23 protein-coding genes and 1 pseudogene are annotated in these 20599 nt (G+C 36.7%); 21 read left to right on the top strand and 3 right to left on the bottom strand.

All coding sequences use genetic code 11. The annotated features are described in order from the left end of the window. The 8 genes and pseudogenes from BMSHG_RS26780 to BMSHG_RS22805 all read left to right on the top strand — a co-directional run. A partial coding sequence (locus BMSHG_RS26780; RefSeq protein WP_034659258.1) for a DUF2326 domain-containing protein occupies positions 1 to 320 on the top strand: 320 nt, incomplete at its 5' end. Positions 321 to 588: 268 nt separating this feature from the next. Continuing rightward, positions 589 to 723 (top strand): annotated as a pseudogene (locus BMSHG_RS29195) (spore coat protein); the annotation flags it as partial. Between the two features lie 15 nt (positions 724 to 738). Next, positions 739 to 1101 (top strand): spore coat protein, encoded by a 363-nt coding sequence (locus BMSHG_RS22835; RefSeq protein ID WP_019156782.1) that lies wholly within the window; start codon positions 739 to 741, stop codon positions 1099 to 1101. 23 nt (positions 1102 to 1124) lie between these two features. After that, positions 1125 to 2270 carry a zinc-dependent alcohol dehydrogenase gene (locus tag BMSHG_RS22830; protein WP_019156781.1) on the top strand — a complete coding sequence of 382 codons (1146 nt, stop codon included), beginning with the start codon at positions 1125 to 1127 and terminating at the stop codon, positions 2268 to 2270. 168 nt (positions 2271 to 2438) lie between these two features. After that, positions 2439 to 2813 (top strand): hypothetical protein, encoded by a 375-nt coding sequence (locus BMSHG_RS22825; RefSeq protein ID WP_019156780.1) that lies wholly within the window; start codon positions 2439 to 2441, stop codon positions 2811 to 2813. Next, a complete protein-coding gene (locus BMSHG_RS22820; protein WP_019156779.1) occupies positions 2803 to 3303 on the top strand; it encodes a hypothetical protein in 501 nt (166 codons plus the stop codon). Before BMSHG_RS22825 ends, BMSHG_RS22820 begins: the two co-directional genes overlap by 11 nt. Before the next feature lie 584 nt (positions 3304 to 3887). Then, on the top strand, positions 3888 to 6416 hold the full coding sequence (locus tag BMSHG_RS22810; RefSeq protein ID WP_019156778.1) for a putative bifunctional diguanylate cyclase/phosphodiesterase: 2529 nt from the start codon (positions 3888 to 3890) through the stop codon (positions 6414 to 6416). Between the two features lie 69 nt (positions 6417 to 6485). Continuing rightward, entirely contained in the window at positions 6486 to 6725 is a 240-nt protein-coding gene (locus BMSHG_RS22805; protein WP_019156777.1) for a hypothetical protein, read from the top strand. Positions 6726 to 6747: 22 nt separating this feature from the next. Here BMSHG_RS22805 and BMSHG_RS22800 read toward each other — a convergent pair whose 3' ends face one another. Beyond that, entirely contained in the window at positions 6748 to 7560 is an 813-nt protein-coding gene (locus BMSHG_RS22800; protein WP_019156776.1) for a S1C family serine protease, read from the bottom strand. 200 nt (positions 7561 to 7760) lie between these two features. On the opposite strand from BMSHG_RS22800, the gene BMSHG_RS22795 reads away from it, so the two are divergent. The 10 genes from BMSHG_RS22795 to BMSHG_RS22750 all read left to right on the top strand — a co-directional run bounded on the left by BMSHG_RS22795 (position 7761) and on the right by BMSHG_RS22750 (position 16739). After that, complete coding sequence (locus BMSHG_RS22795; protein WP_019156775.1) at positions 7761 to 8762, top strand: LLM class flavin-dependent oxidoreductase; 1002 nt, start codon at positions 7761 to 7763, stop codon at positions 8760 to 8762. Positions 8763 to 8985: 223 nt separating this feature from the next. Then, a complete protein-coding gene (locus BMSHG_RS27260) occupies positions 8986 to 11133 on the top strand; it encodes a glycosyl hydrolase family 18 protein (RefSeq protein WP_051030976.1) in 2148 nt (715 codons plus the stop codon). Between the two features lie 2 nt (positions 11134 to 11135). Then, positions 11136 to 11600, top strand: coding sequence for a hypothetical protein (locus BMSHG_RS22785; protein WP_019156773.1), 465 nt, complete (start codon positions 11136 to 11138; stop codon positions 11598 to 11600). A gap of 125 nt (positions 11601 to 11725) precedes the next feature. Continuing rightward, positions 11726 to 12727 carry a glycosyltransferase gene (locus BMSHG_RS22780; RefSeq protein ID WP_019156772.1) on the top strand — a complete coding sequence of 334 codons (1002 nt, stop codon included), beginning with the start codon at positions 11726 to 11728 and terminating at the stop codon, positions 12725 to 12727. Positions 12728 to 12736: 9 nt separating this feature from the next. Further along, entirely contained in the window at positions 12737 to 13801 is a 1065-nt protein-coding gene (locus BMSHG_RS22775; protein WP_019156771.1) for a DUF1835 domain-containing protein, read from the top strand. A 120-nt stretch (positions 13802 to 13921) separates the two neighbouring features. Beyond that, complete coding sequence (locus BMSHG_RS22770; RefSeq protein ID WP_019156770.1) at positions 13922 to 14407, top strand: sigma-70 family RNA polymerase sigma factor; 486 nt, start codon at positions 13922 to 13924, stop codon at positions 14405 to 14407. Further along, a complete protein-coding gene (locus BMSHG_RS22765) occupies positions 14400 to 15389 on the top strand; it encodes an anti-sigma factor (protein WP_019156769.1) in 990 nt (329 codons plus the stop codon). Before BMSHG_RS22770 ends, BMSHG_RS22765 begins: the two co-directional genes overlap by 8 nt. Next, on the top strand, positions 15371 to 15670 hold the full coding sequence (locus BMSHG_RS22760) for a hypothetical protein (protein WP_019156768.1): 300 nt from the start codon (positions 15371 to 15373) through the stop codon (positions 15668 to 15670). Before BMSHG_RS22765 ends, BMSHG_RS22760 begins: the two co-directional genes overlap by 19 nt. A 158-nt stretch (positions 15671 to 15828) precedes the next feature. Continuing rightward, positions 15829 to 16206 carry a VOC family protein gene (locus tag BMSHG_RS22755; protein WP_019156767.1) on the top strand — a complete coding sequence of 126 codons (378 nt, stop codon included), beginning with the start codon at positions 15829 to 15831 and terminating at the stop codon, positions 16204 to 16206. A gap of 56 nt (positions 16207 to 16262) precedes the next feature. Further along, positions 16263 to 16739: a DinB family protein gene (locus tag BMSHG_RS22750; RefSeq protein ID WP_019156766.1), complete on the top strand. Its 477-nt coding sequence runs from the start codon at positions 16263 to 16265 to the stop codon at positions 16737 to 16739. 43 nt (positions 16740 to 16782) lie between these two features. Here the strand turns inward: BMSHG_RS22750 and BMSHG_RS22745 are convergent, their stop codons facing one another. Next, the gene (locus BMSHG_RS22745) at positions 16783 to 17967 is read right to left on the bottom strand and encodes a chromate transporter (protein WP_019156765.1); all 1185 of its coding nucleotides are present in this window, start codon (positions 17965 to 17967) and stop codon (positions 16783 to 16785) included. Between the two features lie 15 nt (positions 17968 to 17982). Beyond that, positions 17983 to 18291, bottom strand: a complete 309-nt coding sequence (locus BMSHG_RS22740) for a PadR family transcriptional regulator (RefSeq protein ID WP_019156764.1) — start codon at positions 18289 to 18291, stop codon at positions 17983 to 17985. A 209-nt stretch (positions 18292 to 18500) separates the two neighbouring features. Here BMSHG_RS22740 and BMSHG_RS22735 point away from each other — a divergent pair, with 209 nt between their 5' ends. The 3 genes from BMSHG_RS22735 to arsC are packed head-to-tail and all read left to right on the top strand — an operon-like array spanning position 18501 to position 20592. Next, positions 18501 to 18839 (top strand): ArsR/SmtB family transcription factor, encoded by a 339-nt coding sequence (locus tag BMSHG_RS22735; RefSeq protein ID WP_019156763.1) that lies wholly within the window; start codon positions 18501 to 18503, stop codon positions 18837 to 18839. Positions 18840 to 18852: 13 nt separating this feature from the next. Next, on the top strand, positions 18853 to 20148 hold the full coding sequence (locus BMSHG_RS22730) for an arsenical efflux pump membrane protein ArsB (protein WP_019156762.1): 1296 nt from the start codon (positions 18853 to 18855) through the stop codon (positions 20146 to 20148). A 24-nt stretch (positions 20149 to 20172) separates the two neighbouring features. Further along, positions 20173 to 20592 carry an arsenate reductase (thioredoxin) gene (gene arsC / locus BMSHG_RS22725; protein ID WP_019156761.1) on the top strand — a complete coding sequence of 140 codons (420 nt, stop codon included), beginning with the start codon at positions 20173 to 20175 and terminating at the stop codon, positions 20590 to 20592. The last annotated feature ends 7 nt before the right edge of the window (positions 20593 to 20599 follow it).

The raw sequence follows: 20599 nt of genomic DNA, 5'->3' as shown, positions 1-20599 counted from the left end.
ACATGAAAGTTAATATGTTTGATTTAACATGGTTGATTTATAGAATAAAGAAAGAAATGAACAATATAACTTTTTTAGTGCACGATGGCTCATACTCTAAACCCGATAAATATGCTAAAGCAAAGTTACTTAAATATGTTGACGGTTTGTTAGTGAAGGCTAAACAAGGTCAATATTTTGTTACAGTTAATATTGATGAGTTAGATAAGGAAGATTTAAAGAACCTTGAGGAAGCAGGAAAGATAGTAGCTAAATTTCGACGAGGAAATAATGATGAGAAGCGATTTTTAGGATTTAGAATTAGTAATAAAAGAGAGTAACAATAAATGTTTATTTTTTAATTAAGGGTAAATCAGAAATCATAAAGATGTTACAGTTAGAAATTTCCCAAGACCTCTTGTAATACGAACACAAAGATGTTTAGATAATAGAAGAATACTTAAGAAAAATATTTTTTCCGGTCAATTATGAAAAAAGAACATTAATCAAATTCTATAGATTATGTATTCCGGATAATTTTGAAAAAACGTGTTAGGTTAATGCCGGAAAACATATAAGCCATTCCGTACAATTATGAAAAATAACATTAAATCAAAGCTATTCCAAGGAATGTGTTTTGATAATGATTTGAAGGCATTAATGCAGAAAGATGTTGAACAATCGATGCGAGCGATTCAAGAATTGAAAGAACATTATAAAGGTGCTCGTACGACTCTGACTTAAAAATGAGGTGGAATGATGAACGAAGATTATCTTGATCCTAAATACGCCGAAGGTATGCCTAAAATGGCAGATTCCTCATTTGCGTTAGATTTTCTATTATCAATCAAAACCGGGATACGATATTATGCTACTGCTTTAACGGAAACAGCGAGCAGTGAATTAAGAGCTACTTTATTGAAACAAATGGAAGAAGGGATCGATTTATACGAAGAAACGGTTGATCTTTTACTTGAAAAAGGCTGGCTTTATCCTCATGATCTTGGAAAACAAGTTGAACTTGATCTTAAATCAGCGGATATGGCTCTTGCAATCGCAGAAATGAAGCTGTTTCCTCGCGATACAGACCGATTAGGTACATTTGCAACTCCGTACAAATAATTTACGAACGAAGGGGTGAAAGCATGAAGGCTGTTACATATCAAGGAATAAAGGATGTGTCCGTTAAAGAGGTCAATGACCCGAAGGTTGAAAAAGCGGACGATATTATCGTAAAAATAACGACTTCAGCGATATGTGGTTCAGATCTTCATTTGATTCATGGAATGGTCCCTAATATGCCTGAAAACTTTATTATTGGCCATGAACCCATGGGAATTGTTGAAGAAGTTGGGCCAGAAGTAACAAATGTCAAAAAGGGAGACCGAGTGATCGTCCCATTTAATATTAGTTGTGGACATTGTTGGTATTGTAGTCAAGGTTACACAAGTCAATGTGATGAAGCTAACCCACATGGCGATATGGGAGCCTATTTCGGATATTCGGAAAACACCGGCGGATATGCAGGTGGACAAGCTGAATACTTACGCGTTCCTTATGGGAACTTTACACCTTGGCGGATACCAGATGATTGTGAAGTAGAAGATGAACAACTCGTCTTACTCTCCGATGCAGCAACAACAGCATATTGGAGTGTGGAAAATTCTGGAGTTAAGCAAGGAGATACCGTAATTATACTCGGCTGTGGTCCGATTGGCCTATTAGCTCAAAAGTTTGCTTGGTTAAAAGGGGCAAAGCGGGTGATTGCGGTAGACTATATTGACTATCGCTTGCAACACGCAAAAAAGACAAATAACGTTGAAATTGTTAACTTTGAAACTGAAAATCAACATATTGGCGAATATTTAAAAGAAATGACACAAGGTGGGGCTGATGTAGTCATTGATTGTGTTGGAATGGATGGAAAAATGACTCCATTAGAGTTCCTTGCCTCTGGTATGAAACTCCATGGAGGATCGATGGGAGCAATTGTGACCGCTGCGCAGGCAGTAAGAAAGTGTGGTACCATCCAGTTAACAGGTGTTTACGGAATGCGCTATAACGGCTTCCCATTAGGAGATATTTTTCAACGAAACGTTGAAATTAAAATGGGACAAGCTCACGTCATTCCAATCATTCCAAAATTGTACAAGATGGTAACGGAAGGGAAAGTAAATCTAGCTGATATTGTGACACATAAGATCCCGCTAGCCGATGCTAAAAAAGGATATGAGTATTTTGATACAAAAACTGATAACTGTATTAAGGTTATTCTAAAGCCACATGGATAGTAGAGAGAGTTATTCTCCCTACTATTTTTTTATGAAATTGTGAATTACTCCCTATTGATCCAATTAGACTTTTGATGCATTTTGTAGAAATTAATCGAAATTTAGTAGAATTGAAGGTATAATGATATCTTGGTGAGATAAGATTTTTATAAGGGAGGATTTAGAACGATGGCATGGGCTTTAACTGGACTATTTATCGTGGCAGCTATACTACTCATATTTTCGATGTACAAAAATAAGCAAGCTTCAATGATAAAACAGCGTGAAATAGACACAGTATATATGTCTATGATGGAGGAAGTAAATAAGCTTCAAAACCAAATCCGAGTTTTGTCTTTAGAAAATGAAGTGATTTCACAAAAAGCTGGACTGAGTAATGAAGAAAGAGAATTGCTACGAGAATTACTAGATTTATATAAGAGAAATTATACAATCGAGGGCATGGCTTCTAAATTTAAGCTTGAACCATCTGAAGTTGAAGAACTGCTTGCTCCATTTAGTTCATCAAAAAAGGAAGGGAGAAAGGTAGCAAATGAAAGCTAATCTGATAAATAGCTTTGCTGCAGGTCTTCTCGTTAGTGCTGGTGTTTCTGGGATTGTCTATTTCTCACAGTCCACTCCTAAAGAAAGCATAGATCAGGAATCAGTGAAGGCCCCTACGGAAGAGGAAATGAAAATGAGCCTCTCAGATGCTGGCTATATTATTTTAACGGATGCAGAGTGGGACGAACAACTAGCTACTTTGGAAAAAGAAGCGGAAGCAAAAGTGCAACAAACTCAAAAAGAACAAACGGAGCAATCTGAGCAACAAGATAATGGGGAAGTCGTCTATCGTACGATTGTCAATGTAGCATCAGGGATGACGAGTATTGATGTTGGGAATGCCTTAGTACATGGGAAAATTATCGATAATGCTATGACCTTTTTCAATGAAGTTGAGAAGAGAGGTTTGGCCAATGATTTAAAGCCTGGTACGTTTGAATTGGACAGTAATATGACATTAGATGAAGTCATCAAGACCATTTTCAAGTAAAGAGATAGCTGAAAAAACAGGAATAAAGTCGTATATTGATTATACAGAACATACATTCTTTTTATGGTATAATGGATAAGCAATAGTTAGGAACTCAAGGGTGGTCAGCTCATCCCCATATGAAAGGGGGTGGTGCTGTGACAGTATTTGAAGCATTAATGTTTGCATGTGCTTTTGCAAGCTTAATCATCGCTGTTCTGTCATTTAACCAAAAAAAATAACCCACCCTTGAGCTAACCGGCTAAGGTGGATTATCCTGTTTATGCTGATCCCCTTGAATAGGACCTGCTATTGTATTGACCGTTCGGTGTTACCAGCACCAACGGTTTTTTTAGTTTATGCGCTAAGTTACTATCATTATACATAATTTCATAGAAAAAGAAAATAGGTTGTCTTTAATCCCAACGGTCTTGAAAAGGTCTTGAAAAGAAAAATAACATCGAAATATCGATAAATGGTCAAAATAGGAGCAAGCTTGTAGAATTAGAAATTTTGTATGGTGTTTTTGTACGATCTAAAACAAGAAAAAACTATGCTATAATAATAATTTTGAAAAGAATTAAGAAAAAATGGAGGCATCGTAAGTGTCGATTAAGAAAAAACTGCCTATTCTCTTTACGATATTAGTACTTTTTATACTCATTGCTAATAATACGCATCATTATATACGTTCGAAAAATAGTTTGCTCGAGAATTATAATCGGGAGATAGCCCTACTTGCAGAACAAGTGTCCTATCAAGTTGAAAATGCCAATGAAGGTGCACAATATGTGGAAGATATTATCGGGAGAGAACTTAGAACCGCATCGATTGCAATTAGGAATTCTCTTCCGCCTTCACATGAAGATGTAACAAATGAGCAATTAGAAAAATTGGCTGCTGAGCTAATGGTCTCCCATATTACACTGTTAAAAAAAACAGAGGATGATATTGTCGGAATAAAATCGTCTGACCCACATGAAATTGACATGGGGACTAAAGGATGGGGTTATTGGTATGATGCATTTGAACAGTTGTTTGCACAAGAGCCAGTAGATGTAAATTACGGTTTAACGCTTAAAGATTACTGGTCTGGTCCGATTGAAGTCGCTTCGAGTAATCCTGACCATACAGATAAATGGGGTTATTTTTACGATGGAAGTACGGATTATATTATTAATCCTTACTTAAGAGATAATGAGGTACTTGATTATGAGAAACGGTTTGGTCCCACAAATGTAATGAATAAGATTACAGAGCATTTTGAGGGGGTTCTTGAATTAACTGTTTTTAATCCAAAAAATTTTGGTGAAGAAGACGAGGTCGTTCATTTAAACGGTAACCGTTATGTTCGTTTATCCGCTCAACCTATATGGTATGGAACGTATGATTTTAAAAATGTGAAAAAAGATAAAGAATTTATTAATTCTGTCCTTAAATCAAGGGAAACAGAAATATATGATGAGACGATCAATGGACAGGAAGTAAAAAAAGCATTTGTACCTATTGACGCTGATACAGATGAACCATATGTCATTGGATTAACCTATGATCATAACATTATTCAAAACGCCCTTAATGATGAATTGGCGAATTATGTCGTAACTTCAATGATTTTTATGATCATGGTACTAATTTTTAGCTTTATTTTTTCGAATTCGATTACAAAACCCATTGCTCTTATTGTCGAGCATGTAAACGACCTTGCTCAAGGAAATTTTGGGAAAAAGATAAAGCTCCATCGGAAAGATGAGTTAGGAAACTTAGCATGTAATGTCAATACTTTGTCTGATGAATTAAAGACTTACACAGATGAACTTCGTGAAAGTCAAGAATTAGTTAAATTCCAAGCATATCATGATCCACTAACATTATTACCAAATAGAAGATATATTCAAAAGAAATTGAAATCAATGCTTCATGATGCATCATTAAATAATCGTGTACTTGCCGTCATTTTCATGGATATTGATCGCTTCAAACATATTAATGATTCGATGGGACATAAAATGGGTGATAAACTGATCAAATTGATTTCAGAAAGAATTAAAGAATCTTTAATGCCATATGGATGTGAAATTGCTAGGCAAGGTGGCGATGAGTTTATCATTTTGATGAAGGATATGAATGAGGAACAGGTAGAAGAAATAACGAAAGATTTAATTATGCATGTTAAAAGTCCCTATAAATTAGGCGACCGCGAAATATACGTGGGTGCAAGTTGCGGTATTAGTTTTTATCCACGACACTCAGAGAATATGGAAGAATTAATTGTAAATGCGGATATGGCCATGTACTCTGCAAAGAAAAATGGTGGGAATAGAGTGACCGTTTTTGATCTAAAAGAAAATCATTCAATGAGAGACACTGTTCACATTGAAGCCGGGTTGAGGAAAGCGATTTTAGATGAGTCGCTAGAGGTTGCATACCAGCCAAAAGTGAATGCTGTGACAGGAAAAATAATTGGTGCAGAGGCTTTAGTAAGGTGGAAGGAAAAAGAGATGGGCAATGTTTCACCGGCTCTCTTTATTCCTATTGCTGAAGACACAGGTTTAATTCAATCTTTATTTGAGGTCGTCTTACGAAAATCGATTAAGCAGATGAAAGAGTGGAATAATGGATTAGAAGAACCGCTTAGCGTATCCGTTAATGTGTCCGCCGTCCAATTTTTAGATTCCATCCTGCTTGTTGACAGTGTAAAAGCAGCTCTTGATGAATTTGATTTTCCAGCACAACAACTAGAGATTGAAATTACTGAAAGTGCTCTATTAAATAATATGAACGATACGATTGAGGCCCTAGAGAAATTACATGCTTTAGGTGTTGCGATTTCCGTCGATGATTTTGGTACAGGTTATTCGTCCTTAACTTATTTAAAACGACTTCCAATTGATACACTAAAAATTGATCAATCGTTCATTCGTGATATCGGCTTCGATTGGTCGAATACCGAAATAGCGAGTGCTATCATACATCTAGCCCGAAGTTTAAAGCTTGGGATTATTGCTGAAGGAGTAGAGGAAGAGCATCAAAAAGAGTTCTTAATTGAAAATGACTGCCCAGTGATGCAAGGCTATTTATTTTATAAACCTCTTGGAAATGATGCGTTTCAAGAAGTAATCGACAAGGTGTGATCTTTGCCACATTGTTTTTACAATCTATATGCTATTCTTTTCTTACAATGAATATTGGAGGTTATATAGATGAGTTGTGGATGTTCAAGTTTAAAGGATGGCCAAGCAGTAGTAGATCATGTTAAAAGCAAAGGAAAAGATCAACAGCCGCCAAGAGTCATGCATGAAATTAAGTGTGAGTGTGGAGAAACCTTTCTTTTTCATAAAGTCATCATGAATTGTCCAAAATGTGAGATGACTTATGCGGTTACTCCATGTAGTTCTGGTGATATCAATAATATTAAGCAAGCGGGTATTAAGTACGCATAACAAAAAGGTAGGGAGAGGATCCCTACCTTTTTTTGAGCAATTTTTCAATATAGATAGATGGGACAGCCACTCCAACACGTTTGTTTCGTTCATCTGAGGAAATGGTGGCAAAGATGACAGCAATGACTTCGCCGTTCTGGTTGATGACTGGACTTCCACTATTGCCTTTGTAAATAGGTGCATCAATGACCATCGTTGAAATCTCCCAATCTTGAAGTAGAATACTGTCTACGACGGTTCCTTCATTAGCTATTTGCGTAAAAGCAAGCGGATTTCCGATGAATGTGATTTTTTCACCGATGGACTCCTCCCAATTTTCCTCAAAGCTTAGATTTAGAGTCGGCAGATTAGTCCCGTCAATTTCCACAATTGCAAGATCTAGTTCTGGTTCTCTAGCAATGACTTTCCCAATGTAGGAGCCTTCAGATTTAAAATGAATATGAACTGTATCCGTATGATCAACGACGTGATCATTTGTGACAATCAATCCGTCGTCTTCAATATTGAATCCAGTCCCTTTCACTCCATCCCATTCAATCGTCACTACCGATCTTTTATACGCACTTACTTCTGGCTCCTTTGAAAGTCTCTGGGAAACTTCTATAAAACGGATGGCAGGGATATTGACGATATTAAACCAGATTTGCAAAGTACTTATCAATAATGAAAAGGCAAGGATTCCACCAATCATTTTTACAATGAAAGCTCGCTTCTTCTTTCTCCGCTTCTTCTCTTCTTCCCACTTTTCATCAACTTCTTCATGGAAGAATTCATCCCAATCTATTTCTTCTTTATCTGCATGAGTGTCATTAAATTGTTCAGGATCTTTTTGCATCAATACCCTCCCATATAAAGGAGCTTTTTCTTTTAAGTATAAAGATTATTGTCTTCTAAATAAAGAAATTTGGAGAGGATAGGTGTAAGCATTTCATTTTCTTTATTGAACATCAATTGATAGTATAATACTAAATTCATTTCATCTTTCTAAATGTGAAGCGAAGTGATTGAATTCTAGAAAAGAAAGGGTCTTGATAAATGTCAAATATAAATATACCTGTGTCCGTTCTTAATTTAGCTCCGATTCGCAAAGGAGAGGGAGCGATCGATGCAATTGATGCGATGGTATCTTTGGCTCAAGCGACGGAAGAGATGGGTTATACGAGATACTGGATTGCAGAGCATCATAATACACCAACATTAGTCAGTTCAGCTACCTCAATATTAATAAAACACACATTGGACCATACCAAACATATTCGTGTCGGTTCTGGTGGCATCATGCTGCCGAATCATTCTCCTTTAGTCGTTGCTGAGCAGTTTGGAACAATGGCGACGATCTATCCAGGTAGACTTGATTTAGGATTAGGTAGAGCACCAGGGACAGATATGATGACCGCAAGTGCTTTAAGGCGTTCAAAAAGTGATTCAGTTTATACGTTCCCAGAAGATGTTCAGTCTTTGCTAACATATTTTGGACCAGCTGAGGAACAAGGGTATGTAAAAGCGCATCCGGGAGTGGATACAAATATTCCAATTTATATTCTTGGCTCTTCAACAGATTCAGCCTATTTAGCAGCGAAATTAGGATTGCCATATGTCTTTGCCTCTCATTTTGCACCACGTTATATGGAGGAAGCCATATCTATTTATAGAAATAGATTCCAACCGTCTCTTTATTTGCAAAAGCCATATATGATGGTTTGTTTGAATGTCATTGCAGCAGAAAGCGATGAGGAAGCAAAAATGGAATCGACAACAATGCAACAATTTTTCTTAAATGTGGTGCGTGGTACACAAATGCCTCTAAGCCCACCCGTTGAAAGCATGGATGGACCTTGGAATCCACATGAGGAACAAATGGCTTCTTCGATGTCGAGTGTCACTTTAATGGGGAGTAAAAAATCGATAACAGAACAGCTGAGTCGTTTCCAAGAAAAATATGATGTAGATGAGCTAATGGCTGTCTCTTATATTTTCGATCGAGATAAACAGAAACGTTCTTATGAGATCTTAAAAGAAGTTGTTGATGGAAAATAATATTTCATTGAGGCGCAAGCGAAGGTTTAAAACTTCCTTGCGCTTTTGTTCTTTTACTGACTCGTCTCTATTTTTGCCACCATTGATTTTTGAATATAAAGGGGAAATAGCTTTTGCGGTTTATATCTCAAAAGCAAATATGTTTGTGAAAAGAGTCTTTATTTTTCATAACGGCACTGAAATAAAGAAATAATATTTATATGAGGTGATATTCGTGACAGCAATGGACTTTAGCCGATATGAGTTAATTGAAGAAAATGGAGAAATGAAGGTTTTACTGTATGTCGAAGAAAAAGCCCAAGATTCTTATCTGACTGAATTTGGTTCTGAATTAGGTGTATTTGAGAAAAATCGTACGAAGAAATTGAAGGATCATGCCTTTTCATTTGTTAAAAAACAAATGCCGAAAATAAAAACAGCAACGATTATCATTGTTGCAGGTGCAACCATTTTAGCGAGCTTTCCACTAGACCGAGCAAAAGCACATGAAGTAGATTTTAATATGTCTTATCTTTATTTTGGAAACACGCAATCATATATCTCCCAAGTTGACAAAACGGAAGGTAATTTAAGTCTGGTTTCACCAAGTTATTTTGATATCAATGCTGATGGTTCACTTAAGGTAACCTCTCAGTTTGATCCCCATTTTGTTACTGAAATGCATAAGCGAGATATTAAAGTCGTCCCATTTTTAAGTAATCATTGGGATCGAAATATTGGTCGTGCGGCCCTTGCCAATCGCGAAAAGCTAGCAAGTCAAATGGCCGATTTTATTGTTAAAAATAATCTCGATGGTGTCCAAGTAGATATTGAAAATGTAACGGAGATCGATCGAGATAATTACACAGAACTTGTGAAATTATTACGAGAAAAATTACCTGAAGAAAAAGAAGTATCTGTTGCAGTTGCCGCTAATCCAAATGGTTGGACAAAAGGCTGGCATGGTTCATATGATTATAAAGAATTAGCGAAATACTCGAATTATTTAATGGTAATGGCTTATGATGAAAGTTATTCTGGTGGTCCTGAAGGTCCAGTGGCAAGCTATGGATGGGTCGAACGTTCTATTCAATACGCTTTAAATCAAAAAGTCCCAGCTGAAAAAGTCGTTCTTGGAATTCCTTTTTATGGACGTTATTGGAAAGAAGGAGAGGCAGTTGGTGGAACAGGTATTTCAAATAGGCGTGTGGACGAGCTGTTAAATAAATACGGTGGAACTGTGACATTTGATGAAAAAACAAAGTCCCCGAAAGCAACGATTACGATCGAACCAGGAGAACCAACGACCACGATTGCAGGACAAACATTCACCGCTGGAACGTATCATATTTGGTATGAGAATCATGACTCGATTAAAGCGAAATTGGAGCTTCTTCATAAGTACAATATTAAAGGAACTGGAAGCTGGAGCTTAGGGCAAGAAGATACATCCATTTGGCAATCTTATAAAAGCTGGTTAGCTCATGATCAAGTGGAGGTAGTGCCTACTAATCCAACGCAGCCGAAGGAACAAGTTGGGACGGTTGCACCTGCATCGACAACTTATACCGTGCAGTCAGGTGATTCATTATGGAAAATAGCAAATGACCATAAGCTCACAGTAGCACAATTAAAAGAACTGAATCAGCTATCGTCTGATATGATTTATGTTGGTCAAGTACTAAAGGTTGGTGTTCAGACAACAACAAGTTCACAGCAACCTGTTGTGAATGAACCATCTGCAAGTACACCAGGAGCAATTTCAGCACCGGCACAGGAAGCCGTTGTTAAACCACCAGAAACAGTTGTGAAGCCATCTACTCCAGTGAAACAAACAACACCAACAGTGAAACCAGCAACTCCGACGCCAGCGCCAAAGGCGAAGGTGACCACCACTGTTACGCCTCTTAAAAAGTACCCTACCTTAAAAGTAGGTTCGAAAGGTACAGCAGTGACAGATATGCAAAACAAGTTAAAATCAGCAGGTATTTATAAAGGGAAAATAAATGGTACTTATGATACGACAACAAAAAATGCAGTCCTGGCATTCCAGAAAAAATATAAATTAAAGGCAGATGGTATTGCTGGTCAAGCTACATTAAGTAAACTGGATGCAGTGGTGAAACCGGCGGTCAAATCAACAACTACTGCGAAGCCTGCCGCAGCTAAAGTGGTCAAATATCCGACTTTAAAAGCTGGTTCAAAAGGAACAGCGGTTTCCTCTATGCAAACAAAATTAAAGAAGGCTGCCATTTATAAAGGGACAGTAAATGGGACTTATGATCCAACAACAAAAAAAGCCGTTATTGCTTTTCAAAAGAAATATAAATTAAAAGCCGATGGCATAGCAGGTCCACTAACACTTGGAAAATTGGACGCAGTAGTTAAATAAAGATGGAGGTAAGGAATGAAAAAGAATCTTTTTTTACGATCATCTTGTCAATGTTATTATTAGCGATTGGTCAAGCAGCATTTGGAGCAGAGATAAAAAAGCTTGAATATTTTGGTGTAGGGGCAGTTGTGACAGAACAAGAAAATCAACATTTTAAAGTACAAACAGAAGGTGAGAAAACAGAGGAAGGATTCGTTTACACACCTAGTGAGCTAACGTCAACAACTGTTCATTATAAAATCTCACTTAAAGGTGAAGGGCAAGTGCTGTTAAAAATAGAGGAAACAGATGCTAGAGGAACTTTTCTAAGTGAAGTTCAGTCTGAACCAGTCATGTTAACAGCGGACTGGAAGGAGTATGACCTAAAAACTGACGTTAAATCGACTGAGTCGCAAATTGATGTATTTGTCTTAACGAAGGATAAACAAGCAACAACCTTCCATTTTAAAGATTTGGTTATCAAGTAACGCGCATCTTAGGCAGAACAGGACGTCTGGTGAAATCCTTTCTGTTATACTTAGAAATAAGACAAAACCTTCCTTTTTAATAAAGAGGGAGGTTTTATTTTTGGCATGAGAAGGTGTGATTAATATTGACAAAAGTAGGATTAGTAATGAGAAAAATCCAGTTTAACGAAGCACAAGGGCCGCGTATTTTTGCAGAGAGACTTCAGTTACTTGGTGCGGAATTAGGGATTGATATCGTATTTATTTCACCAGAAAGATATGTAAGTGGTTATGATTGGCTTCCTGGTTATGAGCATGAAAAAGGAGATCTTGTTAATTATGATATCGTCCTTGACCAAATCCATTCACATAATATAGAGCATGTTATTTATACAGTAGCAGGTTTTACCTACTTAAAAATGTTCTTAAAAAATAGTGTTTTATTTCCCCATAGCTTTCCAGATCCAGCTTTAACTGGCTATGAAATGATGAAACCTTTTTATCAGATTGTTGATAAAGCGATTGTGCAAACTGAATTTTTAAAGAATGAACTGTCTCGTCATTTTGGTGTCGAGGATGTGTCAGTGATCCCAATTGGTTTTAATGAGCAATTAGCACAAAAATATTATGATCCAAATTTAGTGGTCGATAACCGGATTTTATGGATTGGAAGAGATGAGGAAAACCGACGACCAGATCTTGTCATTGAGTATGCAAGCAGGAATCCTGATAAGGAAGTGTTTATGGTTTTTGGTGGGGAGCGATATAGGGAAAGCGTGAAAAAGTATGACATTCCAAGCAATGTGAAATTGCATTTTGCTCTTACACAAGATCAGATTTTTACACTCATGAATTCGGCAAAAGTCTATTGGAGCTGTTCGAAGTTTGATACGTTTGCCATGCCTTTAACAGAAAGCTTAGCAATGGGGAAAATAGTCGTGAAACCTGAACATCCTTGCTATAACCATATCAGTGCCACTCATTCTTTTTCTGGTAATGAGAAGAACTGGTTTGAATTGGTAAATATGGCTGCTGCGATCCCGATAAGGACGTCTAATGCGAACCGGGACTATGCCTTTGATGCTTTTTCTAGCACTGTGATGAAAGAAGGATATCGGACGTTTTTTAGCGAATGGTTAAAAAACTAAGTAAAGGGAGTGGGAACCATTCAAACAAGAGTTGTTTATCCATATATTTATTTTCATATGAAAGAGGATATTGTTTTTGTTTATAAAATTGAGACAGACGAATATGTCACGTTATTGAATGTAAATGATTGTGGTGAATGGAGTACGTATGAATTACATCATTCATTCGAACAGTTTAATCATTACGACCAGCAGCCATTGGAAGGTAGAGGCTATTTTATGAATCTGGAAGATTTACATCAAGCAGTGCAAGAAATTAATGAACATCTACAAAACGAGCGTCAATCACATGAACTCGCACATCCATATCATCTTGTTTCGTCTGAATCAACTGCTGGCACAATAAGATTTTCATTAAAAAGTCCGAAAATGGTGATAGGGTTCCCAGATGATTTAGCGATCGGTCCATTGTGGAAATTAAATGAAGAGATTGGACAAGCAACTCGATTCGAATGGTTAAATGATCATATTAATTATGAGCTCGATGAATATGAGCTTGAAGAAAAAGTGTTAAATTCGTTAAGAGAAATTGAAGATATTCCACCTCATGTTCCTATTTATATTTGGTATGCTGATCATGTGAATGAACAAATTAGTATGCGATATTTTGTAAATCTACTAAGGAACAAACCAAATGACATGATCTTAATAAAATCTAGTCGTATTCATTATACTTCTAATATGGAACCTGATATGTTGCAATCGATTTTTGAAGAAAATAAGGATAATCGTCCTTTATCGAGTGAAGAGCGGTTGCAATTGCAAAGGGAATGGAATAATCTTACTGAAAATAATGAAGTGTTACGATTGTGGAAGAAGAATGAAATAATACAGGTTGCGGCAGATTACTTTGACAAAGAGATACATAGCATGTTGATAAAGCTGCATGCGGAACAAGAGCAAAGGGATTATATAATAGCAGCGACATTATTAGCAGCTGTGTTCGAAGAGTTTGAGGGTAAGGTCAGTCTTTTTTATCTTGAATATCGTCTTCGCTCTTTAATTTATAACGGAAAGCTTGCTTTTAAAGGGATTCCAAGATCAATGAGGCATTATCGTGTGATGATAAAGTAACATAATGAAAAGATATATTTTGCAGGCAACGTTCTCCTTGCGTTGCTTTTTATCGTAAAAACACTTTTTTTGCAACTCTTTCATTCAGTTAATCGAGGATAGTGTGAATGGGGGGAAGAAATGGACATAGAAGTTATCTATTTACAGTATGTGAATGATCTTTACCGTTACATCTATTCACTCTGTAGAAATAAGTCCACTACGGAGGATTTATTGCAAGAAACATTTACGAAAGCACATATTGTTTTACTTTCCAAAGAGGTACATGAGGTTAAGCCTTGGCTTTTTAAAGTTGCACGTTATACATATATTGATTTAATCAGGAAAGAAAAACGAACCCATTTAACAAATAAGATTGAAGGCATGACGAATGAGTCTCCTGAAAAAATTATAGTAGAACAGGATTCTTTTCAGACGCTACTCTCATTAATGGAGAATCTATCTATATACGAAAAGGAAACGATCCTCCTCTGCGATGTAAACGATTGTTCATATGAAGAGGCTGCTTCTATATTAGATTTAAAGTTGAATACGATGAAGAGCCATCTTCGGAGAGGGAGAAATAAAATGCGCAAGTTACTAGCAAAGGAGGATGAAAATGGATAAATATAAGAAATTGATTAGAGGTTCGAAAAATAACATGGAAGAATCTACTGCCTCTGTGGACTTTCATAAATCAGTTAAACGTTCATTATTTGAATCCAAATGGAAGATGATTTTAGCAAGTTTAACAACCATATTGATGATTATCCCGTTAAGCTATCTGTTTACTTTAATGTATTACTCTTTTGGGACTACCTCTGTAACATTAATGGATGTAGTGAGTAAAACGCTATATGTAACGGAACCGAACACATCACTAGAGGAACTTGAGTTTGATATGAATATTAAACCTTTTTCGTTGGAACTAGCATTTGAACAATATAAAAGAATTGGGGAAGAGGACTATAAAGCAAATACATATGATTTGCGTTTTGCTTTTGCTAAATTGTTAAAAAAAGAAGTTGATTCAAACTTAGAGAGACTGTCAGATAAATATCCAACAGAAACGAACCCCTGGTTAATTCATCCTGAAAATTTAAATGAAATAGATTCAAGTCGAGAATGGAAGGTATTAGAAGGATTGCCTGACGAAACTGTAGTAGAAGCTTATCTATCTTTTAACAAATTAATGCCAATTGCTGAAGCGATAGAATTAATGCCTGATGTAGATGTAATGTGGGCTGCTGTTGATACAGGGGTAGAAGCCAAAAACTTAAGTGCTGATGGCAGTGTAGTTTCCCCCATTGGCTTTCCAATACAACGCGATGACACATACTGGTCGCCTTTTCGAGATGCATCATCCAATGAAGAAGTCTTTCGGGAGATATTACATTTTCTGACGGAATTTGAGGAAATGGCAACCGAGGTTTCGAGCGCCAAAAATTTAAAGCTAGACGAGCGAATTGACTACATAGAATCGAATGGTATCCAAACATATGCTGTCGTCGTTACAGGCCCAAAAAATTCTATTGAACAGTTAAAATCAATAGACACAATGCGATCAATGAAGATTGGTGAGGTGAAATTATGGAATTGGTCTCGTTAAGACGTTTTGGAGCAATCTTTCGTATTTTAGGCTGGATAAGTATCTTTACTGGATTATTCACTCTTTTTCTTATAAACATGGAATTTTTAACAGATGGTGCGATAGGCTTTGGTCATTTCTTTTCGTTACTAACAACCATTACGATTGTAGCAAGTGTTTTCTCTTTGTTTTCAAAAACGAGTGCAGCATTAGGAAAATGGGGAATAAGTTTAGGGTTATTCAATCTTATCTTTATCGGTGCAATCTTTTTATTATCTTGGATGGTTAATCCCTTTCCTTAAATCGTAACAACGTTTAAGAAAAGGGATGAGTATTTTTTCAGCTATGAATAATAGCTGTTTTTTTTATAATAAAATCAAGTTTTCTTAATTTTCATTTTTATTAATCGTTTCATATGGTAGGATCTATTTATTAATGATTCTATTTTTGAGGTGATAGTATGTATTTCGAAATGACAACTCAAGTAAGAGTATCTGATATGAAAGAGGGACGGGAATGGTATGAAAAACTTTTAAAGAAGAAACCTGATTTTATTCCCCATGCTGGATTTGTAGAGTGGGAGCTTGTACCGGGATGTTGGTTACAGGTCGCCGAGGGTACCGTTACAGAAGGGAGTGGTCCTTTACGTTTGGGAGTGCCAGATATTGTCGGAGAAAGAGAGCGAGTGATCAGTGAGCTTAATATTGACCATTTTGAAATTTATTCAAGGCCAGAAGTTCCAGTAAAATGGGGTACTTTTTCCGATCCTTGGGGAAATAGACTTGGATTTTATGAGTATCTGGATAAGGATGAAGAACAGCTACGTATAAAAGGATGATAGCAGTATTATAAAAATGATGATCTGCATTTTACGATATATAAGGAGGGGCATTTTTGCAAACTTTATTTCAGTATAATTGGGGTGTAAGAGAAGATTGGTATCGTTGGTGTGAAGAAGTAAGTGAAGAAGAACTTCTCAAAAAGCGAACCGGTGGAATGGGAAGTATTTTGCACACACTTTTTCATATTATTGATGTTGAATGGAGTTGGATACGTACACTAGAGAATAAACCTGATTTTCAGGAGGATGTCGAAAAGTACAATAGTTTGAAAAAGGTTCGAGAGTTAGATGCAAAATTTCATCTTGAAGTGGAAACCTTTGTGAATAGCTGGGAAGAACATATGGATTCACGTTTATTAAAACTCCCCTTACAAGATGGAAGTATTGAAACCCATACTTGGGGTGAAGTCATAAGACATGTGATCGCTCATGAAATTCATCATATCGGACAACTATCGATTTGGTCTAGAGAAATTGGGAAACAACCGGTTTCAGCAAATCTTATTCGCCGAGGTCTTACCTTTCGTTAATTAAATACATCGCTTGGAATAGGTTCCAAGCGATGTATACATTTTACAGCCATGTCATTAGTGATCCACCCAATGCTCCTGTCACAACAACAATCCAAGGTGGCAATTTCCAAAACACCAACATGCTAAAGAGAATGGCGGAAAAAGCAAAGTCAATCGGTGCTAGTATAGAACTGGTCCAAATCGGTTGATAAAATGCGGCGATTAATATTCCAACAACAGCTGCATTTACACCCATTAATGCGCCTTTTACTTTAGGATTTCGACGGAGAGAATCCCAAAAAGGCAGTGTTCCTAGAATTAATAAGAATGCAGGTAAGAAAATAGCAACTGTTGCAAGTAGTCCTCCTTGCCAACCATTCATAACAGCACCTAGATAAGCAGCAAAGGTAAAGAGCGGTCCTGGTACTGCTTGTGCAGCTCCATAACCGGCTAAAAATTGATCTTTGCTTAGCCAGCCAGTTGGGACAAACTCACGTTCCAATAAGGGAAGTACTACATGACCACCACCAAATACTAAGGAACCAGAACGATAAAAACTATCAAACATAGCGATCCAATTTAATGAGGTAATTTCTCTTAAAAAGGGTAATAGAAAGAGAAGTCCAAAAAACAACGTTAAACAACCGATCGCAAAGCCTTTTGAAATTGGAAAATGCATGTTTGTTTCGTGACGATCTTGATGATTTTTAAATATGATAAAACCAATCAGTGCGCAAATCATAATAACACCTACTTGAGTAAAGGCAGATTGCCATAAAACCGTCCCAACGAGCGCAAATAGAGCAAGAGCTTTTCTCGTTAGATCAGGCGTTAAATTTTTTGCCATTCCTAAAATAGCGTGAGCAACAACCGCAACGGCAACCATTTTTAGTCCATGTAGCCATCCAGCATCACTAACATTAAACCCTTGAAGAATGAAGGCAAATAGGATTAAGGCTAGAACGGATGGAAGTGTAAAACCGATAAAAGATACAATACCACCTAAAATGCCAGCTCTCATGACACCGATGCCGATCCCTACTTGGCTACTTGCAGGTCCAGGAAGAAACTGACACAATGCGACTAAATCTGCATAGCTTTTTTCGTCCATCCACTTTCTTCGTAGAATGTATTCGTTGTGAAAATAGCCTAAATGGGCAACTGGCCCTCCAAATGATGTGACTCCAAGTCTAGTTGAGACGAAGAGGATTTCTATTAGCGCTCTAAAACCTTTGTTTTCTGTCATAGCAAACTCCTTTTGTTAGTCTTTTATCTCTTTAAAAAGCTCATATGCTTTATGGCGTGCTTCATTTAAAACTAAATTTCCTTTTTCAGTTGTCGTGTAATATTTTCTAATTTTCCCCTCTACATTTTTTTCTTCTTTTAAAAGTAAACGATCACTTTCCATTGAGTGAAGAATAGGGTAGAGTGTTCCTGAACTGATATTATACCCATGTTCTTTAAGCTCCTCGAGCATCCAAACGCCATATATTGGGTGTTCTTTAGCATGATGTAAAATATGTATTTGGATAAAGCCGAGAAATAACTTCCTAAGTATTTTCTCTTCCAATTTTCTACCTCCGAATAATGATCTCCATATCCAATATCAATATCGAAAGTCGATATTGAAAATTCATTTTATATGATTGTAGTTATTTTAAGCAATAGAATTTACAAAACCTTTACAAAGTTTTTATACCTATTGAAAATTTTATATAAGCATATTATTATATAAGCGAATACTTATATGAAAGGTTTCATGTGTAGGAGGTGTATGAAATGACAAAAATAGAAATTGAGAAAGCGGCCAATGTTTTAAAGCTATTGGGCGATAAAACACGCTTAACGATGGTGAAAATATTAGATTCACATGATTGTTGTGTCTGTGAGTTTGTAGAAATTTTTAAAATGAGCCAGCCAGCCATTAGTCAACATATGAGAAAGTTAAAGGATGCTGGGATCGTCAGTGAAACGAAAAGAGGGCAATGGGTCATTTATTCTTTGATGAAAGAAAGCGACGATTATCCTTTTGTACAAGCTATTCTTCACAATCTCCCTAGTCAAGAATTTAGATTGCAACAGCTAGAGCAACAAGGGTTACGCATCTCATGCGATTAAAGGGGGAACAAAATTGATATCAGTCATCTTAGCTTCAGCCATTTTTTTAGTAACATTGATTTTAGTCATCTGGCAACCGAAAGGATTATCGATTGGATGGTCTGCTTGTGGTGGAGCAATCCTTGCCTTTATCGTAGGAGTTGTCGATATTCAGGACGTTCTAGATGTTACATCCATTGTTTGGAACGCAACTTTAGCTTTTATTGCGATTATTATTATTTCATTAATTTTAGATGAAATTGGATTTTTTGAATGGTCTGCTTTACATATGGCAAGGGCTGCTAAAGGAAATGGCGTGTTAATGTTTGTTTATGTCTCTGTTCTAGGGGCATTGGTAGCGGCATTTTTCGCAAATGACGGTGCCGCTCTAATCTTGACACCAATTGTATTAGCGATGGTAAGGAACCTTCATTTTAATGAAAAAATGGTTTTTCCTTTTATTATCGCAAGTGGATTTATCGCTGATACCACTTCACTTCCATTAGTCGTCAGTAATTTAGTCAATATTGTTTCAGCTGACTTTTTTGGGATCGGCTTTGCGGAATTTGTTTCAAGGATGATCGTTCCGAACTTTTTTTCATTAGGAGCGAGCATTTGCATTTTATATCTTTATTTCCGAAAGAGCATTCCTAAAAAATATGCTCTTTCTCAGTTAAAAAAACCAGCTGAAGCCATTCAAGATATAAAAATGTTTAAGTTATCCTGGATTGTATTAGCGGTCTTACTTATTGGTTATTTTGCCAGCGAATTTACAGGAGTACCAGTTTCCATTATTGCGGGAGTTGTTGCAATAGCATTTTTATTCATTGCGAGAAGAAGTCCGGTAATACAAACAAAAACTGTTATAAAAGGGGCTCCGTGGGCCATTGTCTTCTTCTCAATTGGGATGTATGTCGTTGTCTACGGTTTGAGAAATGTTGGTTTAACAACTCTTTTATCTGATGTGATACAAGTGATCGCTGATCAAGGATTATTTGCTGCGACAATCGGGATGGGCTTTATTGCTGCTATCCTTTCATCAGTCATGAACAATATGCCGACGGTTATGATTGATGCCCTAGCAATTGCTGATACAAATACAACCGGTGTTATAAGAGAAGCGCTTATTTATGCAAATGTAATTGGCTCAGATTTAGGGCCTAAGATTACCCCAATTGGTTCATTAGCAACTCTTTTATGGTTACATGTTTTGTCTCAAAAAGGCGTTAAAATATCATGGGGAACTTATTTTAAAACGGGAATTATTTTGACCATACCCACTCTATTTATTACATTAGTTGGTCTATATATTTGGTTATTAATCATTTAAATCACTAAAAAGGAGCAAAACATCATGACGAAGAAAACAATCTATTTCTTATGCACAGGCAACTCTTGCCGAAGCCAAATGGCTGAAGGTTGGGGTAAAAAATACTTAAGTAACGAGTGGAATGTGTTGAGTGCGGGCATTGAAGCGCACGGCTTAAATCCGAATGCAGTAAAGGCCATGAATGAAGTAGGCGTTGATATTTCCAATCAAACGTCAGACATCATTGATCCTGAAATTCTTAATGATGCCGATTTTGTTGTGACATTATGTGGAGATGCAGCAGATAAATGCCCAATGACACCACCACATGTAAAAAGGGATCATTGGGGATTTGATGATCCAGCAAAGGCAGAGGGGACAGATGAAGAAAAATGGGTATTTTTTCAACGAGTTCGAGATGAAATCGAGGAACGCATTAAGCTATTTGCAAAAACAGGAAAATGAAGATTTA

The organism is Robertmurraya massiliosenegalensis JC6 (assembly GCF_000311725.1).
In the GTDB taxonomy this organism is placed as follows: Bacteria; Bacillota; Bacilli; order Bacillales; family Cytobacillaceae; genus Robertmurraya; species Robertmurraya massiliosenegalensis.
This window is presented reverse-complemented; position numbering and strand designations above follow the sequence as displayed.

What these genes read in the sequence shown, in the direction of transcription:
- BMSHG_RS22835 (WP_019156782.1), top strand. Translation starts at nt 739, where the DNA reads ATGAACGAAGATTATCTTGATCCTAAATACGCCGAAGGTATGCCTAAA.
- BMSHG_RS22755 (WP_019156767.1), top strand. Translation starts at nt 15,829, where the DNA reads ATGTATTTCGAAATGACAACTCAAGTAAGAGTATCTGATATGAAAGAG.
- BMSHG_RS22820 (WP_019156779.1), top strand. Translation starts at nt 2,803, where the DNA reads ATGAAAGCTAATCTGATAAATAGCTTTGCTGCAGGTCTTCTCGTTAGT.
- BMSHG_RS22805 (WP_019156777.1), top strand. Translation starts at nt 6,486, where the DNA reads ATGAGTTGTGGATGTTCAAGTTTAAAGGATGGCCAAGCAGTAGTAGAT.
- BMSHG_RS22770 (WP_019156770.1), top strand. Translation starts at nt 13,922, where the DNA reads ATGGACATAGAAGTTATCTATTTACAGTATGTGAATGATCTTTACCGT.
- BMSHG_RS22825 (WP_019156780.1), top strand. Translation starts at nt 2,439, where the DNA reads ATGGCATGGGCTTTAACTGGACTATTTATCGTGGCAGCTATACTACTC.
- BMSHG_RS22735 (WP_019156763.1), top strand. Translation starts at nt 18,501, where the DNA reads ATGACAAAAATAGAAATTGAGAAAGCGGCCAATGTTTTAAAGCTATTG.
- BMSHG_RS22800 (WP_019156776.1), bottom strand. Translation starts at nt 7,560, where the DNA reads ATGCAAAAAGATCCTGAACAATTTAATGACACTCATGCAGATAAAGAA.
- BMSHG_RS22745 (WP_019156765.1), bottom strand. Translation starts at nt 17,967, where the DNA reads ATGACAGAAAACAAAGGTTTTAGAGCGCTAATAGAAATCCTCTTCGTC.
- BMSHG_RS22795 (WP_019156775.1), top strand. Translation starts at nt 7,761, where the DNA reads ATGTCAAATATAAATATACCTGTGTCCGTTCTTAATTTAGCTCCGATT.
- BMSHG_RS22760 (WP_019156768.1), top strand. Translation starts at nt 15,371, where the DNA reads ATGGAATTGGTCTCGTTAAGACGTTTTGGAGCAATCTTTCGTATTTTA.
- BMSHG_RS22765 (WP_019156769.1), top strand. Translation starts at nt 14,400, where the DNA reads ATGGATAAATATAAGAAATTGATTAGAGGTTCGAAAAATAACATGGAA.
- BMSHG_RS27260 (WP_051030976.1), top strand. Translation starts at nt 8,986, where the DNA reads ATGGACTTTAGCCGATATGAGTTAATTGAAGAAAATGGAGAAATGAAG.
- arsC (WP_019156761.1), top strand. Translation starts at nt 20,173, where the DNA reads ATGACGAAGAAAACAATCTATTTCTTATGCACAGGCAACTCTTGCCGA.
- BMSHG_RS22830 (WP_019156781.1), top strand. Translation starts at nt 1,125, where the DNA reads ATGAAGGCTGTTACATATCAAGGAATAAAGGATGTGTCCGTTAAAGAG.
- BMSHG_RS22785 (WP_019156773.1), top strand. Translation starts at nt 11,136, where the DNA reads ATGGAGGTAAGGAATGAAAAAGAATCTTTTTTTACGATCATCTTGTCA.